General features: G+C 56.8%; 12 protein-coding genes. 6 read left to right on the top strand and 6 right to left on the bottom strand.

Annotated features, from left to right (window positions below):
* Positions 1–27: 27 nt before the first annotated feature.
* Positions 28–3,555, bottom strand: a complete 3,528-nt coding sequence (gene nifJ, locus FCN45_RS10155) for a pyruvate:ferredoxin (flavodoxin) oxidoreductase (protein WP_137385860.1) — start codon at positions 3,553–3,555, stop codon at positions 28–30.
* Between the two features lie 138 nt (positions 3,556–3,693).
* Positions 3,694–4,350, bottom strand: a complete 657-nt coding sequence (locus FCN45_RS10150; protein ID WP_137385859.1) for an MgtC/SapB family protein — start codon at positions 4,348–4,350, stop codon at positions 3,694–3,696.
* A gap of 189 nt (positions 4,351–4,539) precedes the next feature.
* On the opposite strand from FCN45_RS10150, the gene FCN45_RS10145 reads away from it, so the two are divergent.
* The gene (locus FCN45_RS10145) at positions 4,540–4,812 is read left to right on the top strand and encodes a DUF333 domain-containing protein (protein WP_061718809.1); all 273 of its coding nucleotides are present in this window, start codon (positions 4,540–4,542) and stop codon (positions 4,810–4,812) included.
* A gap of 16 nt (positions 4,813–4,828) precedes the next feature.
* Here the strand turns inward: FCN45_RS10145 and FCN45_RS10140 are convergent, their stop codons facing one another.
* A complete protein-coding gene (locus tag FCN45_RS10140; RefSeq protein WP_137385858.1) occupies positions 4,829–5,821 on the bottom strand; it encodes a 2-hydroxyacid dehydrogenase in 993 nt (330 codons plus the stop codon).
* A 171-nt stretch (positions 5,822–5,992) separates the two neighbouring features.
* Here FCN45_RS10140 and FCN45_RS10135 point away from each other — a divergent pair, with 171 nt between their 5' ends.
* From FCN45_RS10135 to FCN45_RS10120, 4 genes are read left to right on the top strand one after another with little or no spacing between them, the layout of a single operon-like run.
* Positions 5,993–8,611, top strand: a complete 2,619-nt coding sequence (locus FCN45_RS10135) for a YdbH family protein (RefSeq protein WP_137385857.1) — start codon at positions 5,993–5,995, stop codon at positions 8,609–8,611.
* On the top strand, positions 8,608–8,796 hold the full coding sequence (locus FCN45_RS10130) for a YnbE family lipoprotein (RefSeq protein WP_008106429.1): 189 nt from the start codon (positions 8,608–8,610) through the stop codon (positions 8,794–8,796). Before FCN45_RS10135 ends, FCN45_RS10130 begins: the two co-directional genes overlap by 4 nt.
* 11 nt (positions 8,797–8,807) lie before the next feature.
* A complete protein-coding gene (locus tag FCN45_RS10125) occupies positions 8,808–9,128 on the top strand; it encodes a YdbL family protein (RefSeq protein ID WP_101764307.1) in 321 nt (106 codons plus the stop codon).
* 35 nt (positions 9,129–9,163) lie between these two features.
* Positions 9,164–10,477 carry an MFS transporter gene (locus tag FCN45_RS10120; RefSeq protein WP_137385856.1) on the top strand — a complete coding sequence of 438 codons (1,314 nt, stop codon included), beginning with the start codon at positions 9,164–9,166 and terminating at the stop codon, positions 10,475–10,477.
* Between the two features lie 5 nt (positions 10,478–10,482).
* On the opposite strand, the gene FCN45_RS10115 is transcribed toward FCN45_RS10120, so the two are convergent.
* The 3 genes from FCN45_RS10115 to FCN45_RS10105 form a co-directional block, all read right to left on the bottom strand.
* On the bottom strand, positions 10,483–11,142 hold the full coding sequence (locus tag FCN45_RS10115; protein ID WP_137385855.1) for an NAD(P)H-binding protein: 660 nt from the start codon (positions 11,140–11,142) through the stop codon (positions 10,483–10,485).
* 48 nt (positions 11,143–11,190) lie between these two features.
* Positions 11,191–11,895 (bottom strand): GNAT family N-acetyltransferase, encoded by a 705-nt coding sequence (locus tag FCN45_RS10110; RefSeq protein ID WP_210421260.1) that lies wholly within the window; start codon positions 11,893–11,895, stop codon positions 11,191–11,193.
* 89 nt (positions 11,896–11,984) lie between these two features.
* Positions 11,985–12,584, bottom strand: a complete 600-nt coding sequence (locus FCN45_RS10105; RefSeq protein WP_137385853.1) for an FMN-dependent NADH-azoreductase — start codon at positions 12,582–12,584, stop codon at positions 11,985–11,987.
* A 231-nt stretch (positions 12,585–12,815) separates the two neighbouring features.
* Here FCN45_RS10105 and hrpA point away from each other — a divergent pair, with 231 nt between their 5' ends.
* Positions 12,816–16,712, top strand: a complete 3,897-nt coding sequence (gene hrpA, locus FCN45_RS10100; RefSeq protein ID WP_137385852.1) for an ATP-dependent RNA helicase HrpA — start codon at positions 12,816–12,818, stop codon at positions 16,710–16,712.
* The last annotated feature ends 49 nt before the right edge of the window (positions 16,713–16,761 follow it).

Below are 16,761 nucleotides of genomic sequence, written 5' to 3'. Positions count from 1 at the left end.
CCCGGCCATCGCGCCGGGCTTTTTCATCTACTCACTTTTCTCGGTTTTCCCGGCTAACTCGGCCAGCCGCTGATAACGCCGACTGGCGGCTTCCGTTGCATCACGCCACAGCTGCGACGCTTCATCTGGCCGCTGAGTTTGCAACTGGCGGAAACGCTGCTCGTTCATTAATGCCTGTTCGAGTTCCGAGGTCGGCGGACGCGAATCCAGCGCCAGCGCGGCTTTACCTTGCTCGGCGCGTCGAGGATCAAAACGATAAAGCGGCCAGAAACCGCTGGTGGTCAGCAGGCGCATCTGTTCGTGGCTATAAGCCAGATCGTAGCCATGCTCTTCACACGGGCTGTAAGCGATGATCAGCGAGGGTCCCGGCCAGGCTTCCGCTTCCTGTATCGCTTTCACGGTTTGATTGAGCTGCGCGCCCAGCGAAATCTGCGCCACATACACATGCCCATACAGCAGCGTCGACATGCCGAGATCCTTGCGCGCCTTGCGTTTCCCCTGTTCGCCAAACGTAGTCACCGCGCCGAGCGGCGTCGCTTTTGATGCCTGGCCGCCGGTATTGGAGTAACACTGCGTATCCAGCACCAGCACGTTGACGTTTTCGCTCAGGCTCATCACGTGATCGAGGCCGCCGTAGCCAATGTCGTACGCCCAACCATCGCCACCAATCAGCCAGACCGATTTCGCCACCAGCGCATCCGCTGCTTCGTTTAACGCTTTGGCTTCATGCTGCGGTGAAGCCGCGAGCAGGGCGCGCAGCTGTGTAATCTGCTCGCGTCGTTGCGAGATGATGACGCTGTCACCTTTTAATGCGTCAACCAATGCCCCCGGTAGCTGCGCAGCGCATTGATCCAGTAGTCTGAGCGCGCGCTGTTTCTGCTGGTCGACGCTCAAGCGGAAGCCCAGACCAAATTCGGCATTATCTTCAAACAGCGAATTCGCCCACGCCGGACCGCGACCTTCAGCATTGGTGGTGTAAGGCGTAGAAGGCAGATTACCGCCATAAATGGAGGAGCAGCCGGTGGCGTTAGCAATCAGCAGGCGATCGCCATACAGCTGCGTCAGCAGTTTGATATAGGGCGTTTCCCCGCAGCCCGAGCAGGCACCGGAATATTCAAACAGCGGCGTAATCAGCTGCGAGGTGCGGATATCAATACGTTCCAGCTGCTCGGCGGTGATCTCCGGCAGCGCGAGAAAGGCATCGTAATTTATCTTTTCCGTCTCAACATGCTCCAGGCGTGATTTCATGTTGATGGCTTTGATTTCTGGATGCTGGCGGTCGCTGGCCGGACAGACTTCCACACACAGATTGCAGCCGGTGCAATCTTCCGGCGCCACCTGCAGCACGTATTTCTGTCCGCGCATATCGCGCGATTTAACATCCAGTGAAGCGAGCGAAGGTGGCGCATCGTCCAGCGCTGCAGGATCAACCACTTTGGCGCGAATCGCCGAGTGCGGGCAGGCGGCGACGCAATGGTTGCACTGCGTACAAAGATCGGGCTGCCAGATCGGCACGGCTTCGGCGATATTGCGCTTTTCCCATTGCGTGGTGCCAACTGGCCAGGTTCCATCAGGTGGCAGCGCCGAAACCGGCAGTTTATCGCCAAGGCCGGCAAGCATCGCTGCGGTGACGGTTTTGACGAAATCCGGCGCGCTATCGGCTACCACCGGCGGGCGATGCGGACTGCGATCGTCTACCGGCTGAAGCGGCACCGTCTGTAGCGCTTGTTGTGCCATCGCTAGCGCTTGCCAGTTGCGCTGCACCAGCTCTTCGCCTTTGCTGCTGTAGCTGCGCGCAATGGCGTTTTGCAGTTCAGTTAATGCGCTATCGCCTGGCAAAATCTGGGTCAGCTGGAAAAAGGCCATCTGCATCACGGTGTTGATGCGTGCGCCCAACTGGCATTCGCGCGCGATACGCGCAGCGTTGATCACATAGAAGCGCGCCTGTTTATCGTTGAGCTGGCTCTGCACTTCCTGCGGCAGGCGCGGCCACACTTCCTCAGCGCTGTAGGGCGTATTGAGCAGAAAAATCCCGCCCGGTTTAAGCTGATCGAGCATCGAATACTTATCGATAAACTGCAGCTGATGGCAGCCAATGAAATCGGCTTGCTGAATCAAATAGGCGGATTGAATCGGATATTCACTGACGCGCAGATGGGAAATCGTCAGGCCGCCGGCTTTCTTCGAGTCGTAGACGAAATAGCCCTGCACCTGCCACGGCGTGGCGTTACCGATTATCTTCAGGTTGTTTTTACTGGCGCTGACGCTGCCGTCGCTGCCCAAACCATAAAACAGCGCTTCAAGCCGTGCACGATTCGGCACGATATTGGCTTCCAGCGGCAGCGAAAGATGGGTGACGTCGTCGTAAATGCCGACGGTAAAACGCGCTGGCGGTGTTTCGCGCAGCAAAGCACGAAACACTGCCAGCACCGCATCGGGTGCGAACTCTTTCGATGACAAACCATAGCGACCGCCGATCACCTTCGGCAGCGACGCCCGCTCGCCACGGCTGTAAGCTTCAGCCAGCGCGGTCATCACATCCAGGAATAGCGGTTCGCCGAGCGCGCCGGGCTCCTTGGTGCGATCGAGCACCGCAATCCGCTGGGCGGAAGCGGGGATCTTTTGCAGCAAATGCGCCGCCGAAAACGGGCGATAGAGGCGCACTTTCACCAGCCCGACTTTCTCGCCGCGCTGCAGCATCTCATCAATCGCCTCTTCCGCCGTGCCGCAGCCGGAGCCCATCATCACCATTACGCGCTCGGCCTGCGGATGGCCATAAAACTCAAACGGCTGATAATGGCGGCCGGTATTTTCGCCAAACACGGTCATTGCAGCCTCAACGTGCTGGGTGCAATCGTCATACCAGCGGTTGGTGGCTTCGCGTGACTGAAAATAGGTATCAGGATTGGCGGATGTGCCACGAATCGTTGGGCGATCCGGCGTTAATGCACGAGCGCGATGGGCGTTAATTGCCTCGGCGGGCATCAGCGCCTGCAAGGTTTCATCGCTGATCGGCACGATCTTGTTGATCTCGTGCGAGGTGCGGAAGCCATCGAAGAAGTGGATAAACGGGATGCGGCTATTCAGTGAGGCGATTTGTGCAATCAGGGCAAAATCCTGCGCTTCCTGCACGCTGGAGGCGCAGAGCTGCGCGCAGCCGGTTTGTCGTACTGCCATGACATCGGAGTGATCGCCAAATATCGACAGCGCGTGCGTCGCCACGGTCCGCGCCGCGACGTGCAGCACAAACGGCGTCAGCTGGCCCGCCAGTTTGTAGAGCGTCGGGATCATCAACAGCAATCCCTGCGACGAGGTGAAGGTGGTAGAGAGTGCGCCGGTTTGCAGTGCGCCGTGCACCGTGGCAATCGCGCCGCCTTCAGATTGCATCTCGACCACGCGCGGCACATCGCCCCAGATATTACGGCGGCCTTCGCCGGACCAGCTATCCGCCAGCTCGGCCATGGTGGAGCTGGGCGTGATGGGATAAATGGCAATCACTTCGCTGGTGCGGAAGGCGACTGAAGCCACTGCACCGTTACCGTCGACGGTAATCATAAATCGTCCTTTGCTACGCTGAGAAACCCGCAAACTTTACGGGGGTTATCAGTTCAGTTTAGCAAAGGGCTATGATGCGACTTTTTCATCTGTGTGCTGGCGAGATGGCAGCGCACCGCAATCTAACATTGATGATTTTTACATCATCTCCAGTGATTGAACGCCTTTGATTTCCATCACTTTGTCATAGATGTTGTTCATCGGCGTACGTCGTGACAATGTCACCTCTACGCTCAGTTCACACAGGCCAACCTCCTCATCACGGTTCACCACAGCGATATGGCCGTAACGCACATTCTCGCGTTGCAGTACCAGCAGCACCAGCGGCACGCTTTTCGGTTTGAGGTGCACCAGCAGCGTATGATGACGGCCAATCAGCCAGTGACTGATGCGACGGAACGTCTCCAGCACCACCAGCGCCAGCACCGTGCCGTAAATACCGATTTCATACATGCCACTACCGATCACCAGACCAATCGCCGCAGTAACCCATAAACCGGCGGCGGTGGTGAGACCTTTCACCACTTGCTTCTGAATAATGATGGTACCGGCGCCGAGAAAGCCCATGCCGCTCACCACCTGCGCCGCAATACGGCTGGGATCGAGCGCCACATGATCGCTGACTAACATGTCGGCAAAGCCATATTTCGATACCAGCATAAACATCGCGCTGCCGATACCGACCAGAATATGGGTGCGCAAACCGGCTTCTTTGGCGCGCAATTGCCTTTCCAGGCCGATCAGCCCGCCGAGAATCCCGGCCAGCGCGATGCGAATCAGCATATCCGTCAACATCGATCTCTCCTTAGTGGTTGATAAACAAACAGTCCGCCGGGTGAAAAGGGCGGAAATATCTCAAACAGGATAATTCTGCTTGTAAACAATGAAATTAAATTTTGTAAAAAGCTGTGTCGCCTATCGATCCCTCAGCGCACCTGACATATTCTGGTGCGACTTTTTCGCTCAATCCCCGGAGCCCCATCGATGAAAGCCGCTCTCTTCCTGCTGGCTGGCGCCACCTTGTTACTTTCTGCCTGCAGCAGCAACAGTGATAACGAACCGCCGCAACAAGCTACTGCCGCCCACGTACAACCGCGCGTTGTGATGTCATCAATGGCTGAAGTGAATTGCAGTAATGCCGGGGGATCGCTGGCGTTTTCGCGTCAGTTAGACGGTTCACGCATCGGTATGTGCCAGTTGGCGAATGGTCGTCGCTGTGACGAACAGGCGCTGATGGGTGGAAGCTGCGCCCGCTAAGGCAGGCGCAGAAGGGTTAAGCGGTGACCTGATTCGGGCTGGTTTCGCCGCGTTCCAGCTGCTGCAAGTTGCTGAGCGTGGTTTCTGAAATTGCCGTCAAGGCTTCGGCGGTCAGGAAAGCCTGATGGCCGGTGAACAGCACGTTGTGACAGGCCGACAGACGACGGAACACATCATCCTGAATCACGTCATTCGATTTGTCTTCAAAGAACAGATCGCGCTCGTTTTCATACACATCCATCCCCAGCGAACCAATCTTCTGCTGTTTAAGCGCATCAATTGCCGCTTGTGAATCAATCAAACCGCCACGGCTGGTGTTGATGATCATCACGCCATCTTTCATTTGGCTGAACGCCTGCGCGTTAAGCAGATGGTGGTTTTCCGGCGTAAGCGGACAGTGCAGCGTAATCACATCGGCTTCAGCGAACAGCGTTTTGAGATCGACATATTCCGCGCCCAGCTCCAGCGCCGCCTGGCTTGGATAGGGATCGAACGCTAACAGGCGCATGCCAAATCCCTTGAGAATACGCATCGCCGCGATACCAATCTTGCCGGTTCCGACTACGCCCGCGGTTTTGTTATGCATGTTGAAGCCGGTTAAGCCATCCAGCGAGAAGTTAGCGTCGCGCGTGCGTTGATAGGCGCGGTGAATGCGACGATTCAGCGTCATCATCAGGCCAACCGCATGTTCCGCTACCGCTTCTGGCGAATATGCCGGGACGCGCACCACGTTTAAGCCGAGCGCTTTCGCCGCCGCCAGATCGACGTTATTGAAACCGGCACAGCGCAGCGCAACGTGCTTCACGCCCAGCGCCGCCAACTCTTCCAGCACCGCTTTGCTGGCATCATCGTTGACGAAAATACACACCGCATCACAGCCCGCGGCGTTCTTTGCCGTCGCCGGTGTCAGCAGGAAGTCAAAAAACTGCAGCTCAAATCCGTAGCTGTCGTTGACGTGTTCAAGGTATTTTTGGTCGTAATGCTTGGTGCTGTAAACCGCAACTTTCATTGTTTCGCTCCTGAAAAATGCAACGTCGGTATCACAACAGGATAACGTTTTCCGCGTCATTTTGCTGTGCTTCAGCCAGACTATGTCGCTAACACCTTCATTTGCCGGACGTAACATGCCATCATTTGGCTCCTCGTCAGGATTGTGTAAAGAACAGGAACGTTAACTGCCATGACGCGTGGCCTTCGCCGAACACTTGCTGCGCTGCTGGCGCTGATACTGCTGCTATTGGGATTGCTGCTGACGCTCACGCAATGGTTGCCGCGTCTGGCCGGTATCTGGCTGCCTGAAAACACCCGAGTGGAACTTAACGGCACGCCGCGCTGGCAGCAAGGCGCGCTGCATTTTCCGTCGGTGCGCTATTTGGCGGGCGATTGTGTACTGGCAAACGTCAGCGATGCGGCACTCGGCTGGCAGCAAAAGCGCTGGCAACTTAGCGCGGGTGAAGTCCAACTCAACAGCGACTGCCTGCAATCGCTGCCGCACAGCGAAGCGAGCGGTGCGCCGCGCAGCCTGGCCGACTGGCAGAAGATGTTGCCTGGCGCCGATGTCCACCTGCAAAAAATCACCATTCTGCCGTGGCAACAATATGCCGGCCGTTTCGATCTCACCTTAAATAACGATGTGCAGCGGCTGTATTATCAGGGCGACAACCTGAGTATGGATGCGCGGTTGCAAGGCCAACTGCTGCAGATTGCCCAGCTGCAGCTCAGTCATCCTTTACTGCCCAAACCGCTCAACCTGCATGGCGATGTCACCTTGCCAACCTTTGCCGATGGCTTGCCGGTAGCGGGCGAACTCAGCGCTGACCTCAATATTGTGCAGTGGCCGCAGCCGCTGGCCCTGACGCTTAACTGGCGGCAACAGCAAGGCACCTTGACGGTGACGCAGCAGGATGACGATCAGCCGCTGCTGCAGCTGCCGTGGCAGGTCGATGAGCGGCAGATTCGTATTACGCAAGGTCAATGGCGCTGGCCGCAGGCCGATCAGCCGCTATCGGGTGGCGTGGCAGTAACGCTGGAAAACTGGCAGCAAGGACTGGAAAACACGCTAGTCAGCGGGCGATTTAATTTGCTGACGCAAGGGCGCGGCGGTAAAGGCAATCTGGTATTAAGCGTTGGCCCTGGCAAACTGAGCATGGTCGATAGCGCCTTGCCGTTCCAGTTGACCGGCGAGAGCAAATTCGCCGATCTGCAGCTGTTTGGCAGCATGCCGGGCTTACTGCACGGCGTGCTGACCGATCCGCAATTGACCCTGAAACAAGGCGCGCTGCTGCGTTTGCGCGGTCGCTTGCTCTCAACGCTGGAAGTGGATGAAGCGCGCTGGCCACTGGCGGGCGTAACGGTGGCGTCGAGCGGTATTAATGGTCGCCTGCAGGCAATACTTAAGGCACACGATCCCAGCTTTGGTCGTTTCAAATTGCATCTCGATGGCCGCGCCAGCGATTTCTGGCCCGACAGCGGCGTGTGGAACTGGCGTTATTGGGGGGACGGCCTGATCGAGCCGCTCACCGCCAAATGGGACGTGAATGGCACCGGCAGCTGGCAGGACACTTTGATCAGCCTCGACACGCTGAATACCGGTTTCGATCAGCTGGCGTACGGCATGGTGCAAGTGGCTAAACCGCGCCTGACGCTCAATGCGCCGGTGCGCTGGCAACGCGATCCTGCGCATCCGGCGTTTAACGGTGGTTTCACACTAAAATCCGGTCAAACCCAGTTCAGCTACGGCGGCTGGCTGCCGCCATCAGAACTCAATTTTGAAGCCAAAGGCAGCGATCCCAGCCAGTTTATCTGGCGCGGTCAGCTGACGGCGGAGGATATTGGCCCGGTACGCGTGCATGGCCGCTGGGATGGCGAACGTCTGCGCGGCGAAGCCTGGTGGCCGGCACAATCTTTGACGGTGTTCCAGCCGCTGCTCAGCAGCGATTTAAAAATGCGTATCCAATCGGGTGAACTGCGCGCGCAAGTGGCATTCTCGGCGGCCAGCGAGCAGGGCTTTGAAGCGGGCGGTCACTGGACGGTGAAAAACGGCAGCCTGTGGATGCCGGACAGTGAAATCAACGGCATCGATTTCTCGCTGCCGTTCCGGCTGAAGGATCATCAATGGCAGCTTGGACGGCGCGGCCCGGTTTCACTGCGTATCGCCGAAGTAAAAAATCAGTTCTCACTGCAAAACATCACCGCTGATTTGCAAGGTCACTATCCATGGCAGGAGCGCCAGCCGCTAACGCTCAGCAACGTCAATCTCGATCTGTTAGGCGGACACGTCAGCATGCCCGAACTGCGCATGCCACAGCATCAAGCGGCGCGCGTCTCGCTGAAGGAGATCAATCTCAGCAAGCTGGTCAGCGCGATCAAACCCAAGCAGTTTGCCATGTCTGGCAAGGTCAATGGCGAATTGCCGCTGTGGGTGAATAATCCGCAATGGCTGGTTGAAAAGGGCTCGATCGCCAACAGCGGTCCGCTCACCTTCCGGCTGGATAAAGATATGGCGGACGCGATTGTCAGCAATAACTTTGCGGCCGGAGCGGCGCTGGATTGGCTGCGCTACATGGAAATCTCGCGTTCATGGGCCACTATCGATCTGGATAACTTCGGCAATCTAATCATGCAATCGGAAGTGAAAGGCGTTAGCCAGTTCAGTAACCGCCGACAGACCGTTAATCTGAACTACCGGCATCAGGAAAATTTGTTCCAGCTGTGGCGCAGCCTGCGCTTTGGCGATAATTTGCAATCCTGGGTGGAGCAAAATGCCACCTTACCCTCGAAGAAGGATCCCCAACCATGAGCCTCAGGGCATTACTGGTGCTGGCAGCCTGGCTGCCGCTGATTGGCTGCGTGCCGCGCATTGAAGTTGCGGCGCCGAAAGAGCCCATCACCATCAATATGAACGTCAAAATTGAGCATGAGATTCACATCAAGGTGGATAAAGATGTGGAAGCGCTGCTGAAGAATCAGAGCGGACTGTTTTGAGGAGAAGCATGATGAAACGCAAGGGGATCGCGCTGCTTGCGGCGCTGCTGTTGATGCCGTCTGCCTGGGCGCTCACGCTGGATGAGGCGCGTCAACAGGGGCGCGTGGGCGAAACGCTCAGCGGCTATGTGGCGGCGCGTCAGCAGGACGAAGAAACGCTGGCGCTGGTCAAGCGCATTAACGATGGCCGCCTGCAGCAATATCAGCGCGTGGCGCAGCAAAATAACCTGACTGCCAGCGAAGTGGCGCGCATCGCCGGCGAAAAGCTGGTGAACCGCGCAGGGAGCGGCGAGTATGTGCGCGGCATCAATGGGCAGTGGCTGCGTAAGTAAGGTTTATCCGCAGATAATCTTTTTGGGAGCTTAAAATGCCAATGCCTCAAACGACAACGGATGCACAGAAGCGCGCCTTAATCGCCGGTTCAGTGGGCAATTTCATTGAATGGTACGAGTTTGCGGTTTATGGCTTTCTCGCGACGGTGATCGCGCAGAACTTCTTTCGACTGCAAGGCGAAGCCGAGCTGACCGGCATTATTTTGACCTACGCTTCCTTCGCCATCGCCTTTTTCTTCCGTCCGTTGGGCGCAATATTTTTTGGCCGCATGGGCGATCGTATTGGGCGCAAGCCGACGCTGATTTTTGTCTTGATCATGATGACGCTGGTAACGACCGCGATCGGCATTATTCCCACCTATGCCAGCATTGGTGTGGCGGCGCCGCTGATCATTACCGGTCTGCGTATTCTGCAGGGCTTGTTTGCTGGGGGGGAATACGGCGGTGCGGTGTCACTGATGACAGAGTTTGCCCCCAAAGGGCAGCGAGGACGTTACGGTGCCTGGCAATCATTCACCGTGGCGTTGGGCCTGCTGGCGGGCGCTGGCATTGTCGCGTTGCTGTCGGCGGTGTTGAGTGTGGATCAGATGCACAGTTGGGGCTGGCGCATTCCCTTCTTCCTCGCCTTGCCGATGGGGATGGTGGCGCTGTGGCTGCGCTACAGCATGGAAGAAACGCCCAGCTTCGTGCGTCAGCAGCAAACGCAAAAAGCGCATCAGCCAATGGCGGTCAGCGCCAGTTTTGGCGCGACGCTCAGGATTATCTTGCTGGCAATCAGCCGCGTGATGGTGTGGTCAGCGGCGGGCTATACCTATCTGGTGATCATGCCAACCTATCTGCAATCTTCGCTGCACACCGGCTTTAACCAGGCGCTATTGATTGCGGTGATCTCCAATCTTGGCTTTGCCGCCACCATCATTCCAGCGGGCATGCTTAGCGATAAAATCGGACGCCGCAGCGTGATGGTTATCGCGGCATGTTTGTTGCTGGTGCTGGCATTACCGTTATTGAAAGTGTTGCAGGCCGAGTCCTCAACGCTGTTGATCAAGGCGCTGGTGGTGTTTGTGGCGGGTGGAATTGTGGGATTGCTGGCAGGACCGGGCCCGGCAATGTTAGCTGAAATGTTCCCCACGCGCGTCCGCTATACCGGGCTGGGGCTGGCCTATTCACTCTCTAACGCGGTTTTCTCGGGGTGTGCCGGACTGATTATCACCTCCCTGATTAAGCAAACGGGGAATCTGGATATCCCCGCCTGGTACATTATGGTCACGGCTGCAATCAGTATTCCGGCGCTGATGACGCTAAACAAAAAAGACCATCTGCGTTCGCTGGATGAAGCAGATGGTTGAAGACGCTAGCGTGTTGCCAGTTGCTTAACTGCTTCATGCACCGGCACTTCACCGCCGGTTAACTCAATGATCACCCGGCTGACCGCCGGTTGATCGATGATTTCAGCCAGCGTCGCCGCCACGTCATCGCGAGGAATATCGCCATACGGGATGGCCAAACCAGCACGCACCCGGCCTTGGCCTTGCTCATCCGTTAGCGTGCCGGGGCGTAAAATCACCCAATCCAGATCGCTTTGCGCCAGCTCGACATCGGCTGCTTTCTTCACGCGCATGTAATTTTCGAAGCTGGCGGAGAGGTTTTTGTTTCTGCCGGCTTCAGGGAAAGCCGACACCAGCAGAAAGCGTGAGATGCCGGCCTGCTGCGCGGCAGCAACCGCGGTGGTTAATCCTTTGCCATCAATGGCGTTCGTCATCTCTTCACCGCCTTTGCCACCAGCACCGGCGGTAAAGACCACCACATCGCTGCCCTTCATCAGCGCGGCCAGCGATGTTGCGTCCAGCGCGGTTAAGTCGCCGTTAACCGGCTCAGCACCCCGTTCACGCAAAGGCTGCTCCTGTTCCGCTTTGCGTAACAGCGGGCGCGCAACGTGCCCGTTTGCGGCCAGCAGTGATGCCAGACGACGGCCAATGTTGCCTGCGCCGCCAATGATAAATACCTTGGACATGAGTACCTCTTCAATTGCGTGGATAACAGCGAGTCAGTATAGCCAACGTCAATCTGCGGAGAAAAAGCAGCGCAGCTTTTGCCTTTCGCGTCCGTGCTGATCCATATTCTCCGCCGCCAGCCATTGGCTTAAGGCCTGCTGAATCGGCGGCCATTCGCCATCGATGATTGATAACCAATCGGTATCGCGATTACGCTGTTTGCGCGTCATGGCCTGACGAAAACGACCTTCAAAGGTAAAGCCGATGCGTTCAGCGGCGCGTCGTGAAGCCAGATTTAGGGAGTCACAACGCCACGCCACGCGGCGATAACCGAGCGCGAAGGCCTGCTGCAACAGCAGATATAACGCTTCACTGCCCAATACGTTGCGCTGCATCAGCGGCGACCAGGTCACATGGCCAATCTCAATCGCGCCGTTCTGCACGTCGATATTGGCGAAACAGACCGCGCCAACCGCTTGCTGATTAGCCTGATCGATCACCGCATAACTGACCAATCCACGGTCACCTATTTTATTGGCAATCCAATCGTTCATCTCGGCTAACGATTGCGGCTGCGATGCGCCAAGCCAGGTCCAGTCGCGATCGTCGGGTACCAGCAAAAAGGCGGCAAACAGGGCGGGCGCGTGATTGAGTTGAAGCGGTGTGAGATGGCAAAAGCGGCCAGTGAGAATATCAGCGGGCGGGAAGATTGCGGGTTGCCAGTCGGGTAGCGCAAAACCGATAGGCTGACCATATTGATTGTATTGTGTCACTTCATCTCCTTTCGCTGTGCTGAAAAATAACAGCAAAAAAAATGCCCGCCGGTTAAGCCTGGCGGGCATTGATCATGCGAAAAAAATGATTACGCAGCAACGATTTGTTTGATGGCGTCTTTTGCATCGTTAGCCGCTTTGGTCGCCACTTCTGGACCATAAGCGATGCCTTCCGCGAACACGAACTCCACGTTAGTGATACCGATGAAGCCGAGGAACAGCTTCACGTATGGGGTCAGCAGATCGCTGGCCGTATCTTTATGGATGCCGCCACGGCTGGAGAGGATCACCGCACGTTTGCCGGTCACCAGACCTTCCGGGCCTGCTTCGGTGTAACGGAAGGTCACGCCAGCGCGGGCAATCAGATCGAAGTAATTTTTCAACTGAGTTGGAATGTTGAAGTTGTACATGGGTGCGGCAATAACCACGGTGTCATGGGCTTGCAGTTCAGCAATCAGCTCATCGGAGAGAGACAGCGCTTCCTGCTGACGTGGTGACAGTGGGGCATCGGATGGGCGCAGCGCGCCAACCAGCTCACCATCCAGCACCGGAATCGGCTGCGCGGCTAAATCACGTACGGTAACCGAGTCACCTTTAGCGCGTGCTTCGTCAGCGTAGAAGTCAGCCAGTTGATTTGACTGAGAGTAACCAGCGAGGATGCTTGATTTCAGAACTAAAACTTTGCTCATGGTATTTTCCTGTGCGTTACGCGGTTGGCTTACCGCTCAATGCTTTACACTGTACGGAGTTAGCCCGCGAGGTAAAAGCGCAATATTTCGAGATCAATGTTCGAAATAATTGAATAACCTCGCACGTCCCGTTCAGGCAGGTGTTCCAAATTGTGCTATGATGCCGACCATTAATTGCTTGAATCCGCCGGGAAATCATCTGCCCGCTGCAACAACAGGTAACGCATCGCTATGTCATCATCCGACTCTTCACCTTTAGCCTCCCTCTGGCCGCGGCTCGATAATCTGACGCTGCGCGACAGTCAACGTCTGCGACGTCGACTGCTGGGCGCTGCAAAGGTGAAAAATCCTGCGGCGCAGCAGGGCATTGTGGCTGAACTGGAGCCGGAATTTGTCGCGGCGGAGCAGCGCCTGGCGCAGCGCACGGCGGCGACACCGCGCATCACTTTCCCGGACAACCTGCCGGTGAGTCAGAAGCAGCAGGACATTGCTGATGCGATCAGTCAGCATCAGGTAGTCATCGTCGCGGGTGAAACCGGATCGGGTAAAACCACGCAGCTGCCGAAAATCTGCCTGGCGTTGGGGCGCGGGGTTAAAGGGCTGATTGGTCACACTCAGCCGCGTCGTCTGGCGGCGCGCACCGTGGCCAACCGCATTGCCGATGAGCTGGAAACCTCGCTCGGCGGCACCATCGGTTACAAGGTGCGCTTTAACGATCAGGTGAGCGAAACCACCCAGGTTAAGCTGATGACCGACGGTATCCTGCTGGCAGAAATCCAGCAGGATCGCCTGTTACTGCAGTACGACACCATCATTATCGATGAAGCACACGAACGCAGTCTGAACATCGATTTCCTGCTCGGCTATCTGCGCGAACTTTTGCCGCGTCGTCCCGACTTAAAAGTCATTATCACGTCAGCGACCATCGATCCGCAGCGCTTCTCACGCCATTTCCACAATGCGCCGGTGATTGAAGTGTCCGGCCGGACGTATCCGGTCGAAGTGCGTTATCGCCCAATGGTGGAAGAGGCTGACGACACCGATCGCGATCAGCTGCAGGCGATTTTCGATGCGGTCGATGAGCTGGGACAAGAGAGCCGCGGCGATATCCTGATCTTTATGAGCGGCGAGCGCGAAATCCGCGATACTGCCGATGCGCTGATGAAGCGCGATATTGCGCACACCGAGATTCTGCCGCTGTATGCGCGCCTGTCGAACGCCGAGCAAAACCGCGTGTTCCAGTCGCACAGTGGACGCCGCATCGTGCTGGCGACCAACGTGGCGGAAACCTCGCTGACCGTGCCTGGCATCAAATATGTTATCGATCCTGGCACCGCACGTATCAGCCGCTACAGTTTCCGCACTAAAGTGCAGCGCTTGCCGATTGAGCCGATTTCGCAGGCTTCCGCTAATCAGCGAAAAGGGCGCTGCGGCCGCGTTTCGGAAGGTATCTGTATTCGCCTCTATTCCGAGGATGATTTCCTCAGCCGCCCGGAATTTACCGATCCCGAAATTCTGCGTACTAACCTCGCCTCGGTGATTTTGCAGATGACCGCGCTGGGACTGGGCGATATTGCTGCCTTCCCATTTGTCGAAGCACCCGATAAGCGCAATATTCAGGATGGCGTGCGCCTGCTGGAAGAGCTGGGTGCCATCACGCTGAGTGAAGACGAAACCTACAAGCTGACGCCTTCGGGCCGCCAGCTCGCGCAGTTGCCCGTCGATCCGCGTATGGCGCGCATGGTGCTGGAAGCGCAAAAATTTGGCTGCGTGCGCGAAGCGATGATCATCACCGCGGCGCTATCGATTCAGGACCCACGCGAGCGTCCTTCGGATAAAAAGCAGGCATCTGACGAAAAGCATCGTCGTTTTGAGGATAAAGAGTCTGATTTCCTCGCCTTCGTCAATCTGTGGAATTACCTGCAGGAGCAGCAAAAAGCGCTCTCCAGCAATCACTTCCGTCGCTTGTGTAAAACCGAGTTTCTTAACTATCTGCGCGTGCGTGAATGGCAGGATATCTACACGCAACTGCGTCAGGTGGTGCGGGAACAGGGGATGCCGGTCAACAGCGAACCCGCGCCGTATCGTGAAGTGCACTGCGCTTTGCTCACCGGCTTGCTGTCGCATATTGGTCAGAAAGATAACGACAAGCAGGAGTTTACCGGCGCTCGCAACGCGCGCTTCGCCATCTTCCCCGGTTCCGGGCTGTTTAAGAAGCCGCCGAAGTGGACCATGGTGGCGGAACTGGTGGAAACCAGCCGTTTATGGGGCCGCGTTGCCGCACGTATCGATCCGGAATGGATCGAGCCGCTGGCGCAGCATCTGATTAAACGCAGTTACAGCGAACCGCACTGGGAAAAAGCACAGGGCGCGGTGATGGCGACGGAAAAAGTGACGCTTTACGGCCTGGCAATTGTGCAGGCGCGTAAGGTTAATTACAGCCGCATCGATCCGCAACTGAGCCGCGAGCTGTTTATCCGTCATGCGCTGGTGGAGGGCGATTGGCAGACGCGTCACGCGTTCTTCCGCAATAACCTGAAACTGCGCAACGAAATTGAAGATCTGGAGCACAAATCGCGTCGTCGCGACATTCTGGTCGATGATGAAACGCTGTTCGCTTTCTACGATCGCCGCATCGGCAGCGACGTGGTGTCTGCACGCCATTTCGATAGCTGGTGGAAGCAGGCCAGCAAAGAGAATCCGGATCTGCTGAGCTTTGATAAGCAAATGCTGATCAAAGACGGCGCGGACAAAGTCAGCCAGCTCGATTACCCCAATTTCTGGCATCAAGGCAACCTGAAACTCAAGCTGAGCTATCAGTTTGAACCGGGCGCGGATGCCGATGGCGTGACGGTGCACATTCCGCTGCCGCTGCTGAACCAAATCGAAGAGACCGGTTTTGAGTGGCAAATTCCGGGCGTGCGCCGCGAACTGGTTATCGCGCTGATCAAATCGCTGCCCAAGCCGGTGCGCCGCAATCTGGTACCCGCGCCCAACTACGCCGAAGCGTTTCTCGGCCGCGTTACGGCGATGGAACTGCCGTTGCTGGATGCGCTGGAACGCGAATTCCGCCGCATGACCGGCGTCACCATTGACCGGGAAGCCTGGCAGTGGGATCAGGTGCCCGATCACCTGAAAATGACTTTTCGTGTAGTTGACGAACACAACCGTAAGCTGCAGGAAGGCAAAAATCTGCATCAGCTGCGGCTGCTGCTGAAAGGCAAAGTGCAGGAAACGCTGTCGAAAGTGGCGGATGATGGCCTGGAACAGAGCGGTTTGCACATCTGGAGCTTTGGCGATTTGCCGCAAAGCTACGAGCAGAAGCGCGGCAGCTATCAGGTCAAAGCCTGGCCGGCGCTGGTGGATGAAAAGGACAGCGTGGCGATTCGCCTGTTCGATAGCGAAGTGGAACAGCAGAAAATGATGTGGCGCGGTCAGCGTCGCCTGCTGCTGCTCAACATTCCGTCGCCAACCAAGTATCTGCACGAGAAGCTACCGAACAAAGCCAAACTCGGTTTGTACTTCAATCCCTACGGCAAAGTGCTGGAACTGATCGATGACTGTATCGCCTGCGGCGTGGATAAGCTGATGGCGGAGGCGGGCGGCCCGGCGTGGCAACAGGAAAACTTCGAACAGCTGCGCGACAAAGTGCGTGCTGATTTGAATGAAACCGTGGTCACCATCGCTAAACAGGTCGAACAGATCCTGACCTGCGTGTTCAATATCAACAAGTTCCTTAAAGGACGCGTGGATATGTCGCTGGCGCTGGCGTTAGGCGATATCAAAGCGCAAATGAATGGCCTGGTGTATCGCGGTTTCGTCACCGGCAATGGCTGGTCGCGTCTTGGTGATACGCTGCGCTATCTGCAAGGTATTGAGCGTCGTCTCGAGAAGCTGCCGGTCGATCCTCACAGCGATCGCGCGCGTATGCTGAAAGTGCAGGCGGTGGAGCAAGCCTGGCAGACGTGGCGGAATAAATTGCCGCCCCAGCGTCAGGATGATGCCGACGTGCAGGCGATTCGCTGGATGCTGGAAGAGCTGCGAATTAGCTATTTCGCCCAGCAGTTGGGCACGCCTTATCCAATTTCGGATAAGCGTATTCTGCAGGCGATGGAGCAGTTGAGTTAATTGTTAGATGGCGCGATAAATCGCGCCGCTACGAAACAGCGCGTTTTTA

This window comes from Pantoea sp. SO10 (genome assembly GCF_005281435.1).
Lineage (GTDB): Bacteria > Pseudomonadota > Gammaproteobacteria > Enterobacterales > Enterobacteriaceae > Pantoea > Pantoea leporis.
This window is presented reverse-complemented; position numbering and strand designations above follow the sequence as displayed.

Excerpts from the sequence above, each read along its gene's own strand:
- nifJ (WP_137385860.1), bottom strand. The coding sequence starts at position 3,555 with ATGATTACCGTCGACGGTAACGGTGCAGTGGCTTCAGTCGCCTTCCGC.
- FCN45_RS10150 (WP_137385859.1), bottom strand. The coding sequence starts at position 4,350 with ATGTTGACGGATATGCTGATTCGCATCGCGCTGGCCGGGATTCTCGGC.
- FCN45_RS10145 (WP_061718809.1), top strand. The coding sequence starts at position 4,540 with ATGAAAGCCGCTCTCTTCCTGCTGGCTGGCGCCACCTTGTTACTTTCT.
- FCN45_RS10140 (WP_137385858.1), bottom strand. The coding sequence starts at position 5,821 with ATGAAAGTTGCGGTTTACAGCACCAAGCATTACGACCAAAAATACCTT.
- FCN45_RS10135 (WP_137385857.1), top strand. The coding sequence starts at position 5,993 with ATGACGCGTGGCCTTCGCCGAACACTTGCTGCGCTGCTGGCGCTGATA.
- FCN45_RS10130 (WP_008106429.1), top strand. The coding sequence starts at position 8,608 with ATGAGCCTCAGGGCATTACTGGTGCTGGCAGCCTGGCTGCCGCTGATT.
- FCN45_RS10125 (WP_101764307.1), top strand. The coding sequence starts at position 8,808 with ATGAAACGCAAGGGGATCGCGCTGCTTGCGGCGCTGCTGTTGATGCCG.
- FCN45_RS10120 (WP_137385856.1), top strand. The coding sequence starts at position 9,164 with ATGCCAATGCCTCAAACGACAACGGATGCACAGAAGCGCGCCTTAATC.
- FCN45_RS10115 (WP_137385855.1), bottom strand. The coding sequence starts at position 11,142 with ATGTCCAAGGTATTTATCATTGGCGGCGCAGGCAACATTGGCCGTCGT.
- FCN45_RS10105 (WP_137385853.1), bottom strand. The coding sequence starts at position 12,584 with ATGAGCAAAGTTTTAGTTCTGAAATCAAGCATCCTCGCTGGTTACTCT.
- hrpA (WP_137385852.1), top strand. The coding sequence starts at position 12,816 with ATGTCATCATCCGACTCTTCACCTTTAGCCTCCCTCTGGCCGCGGCTC.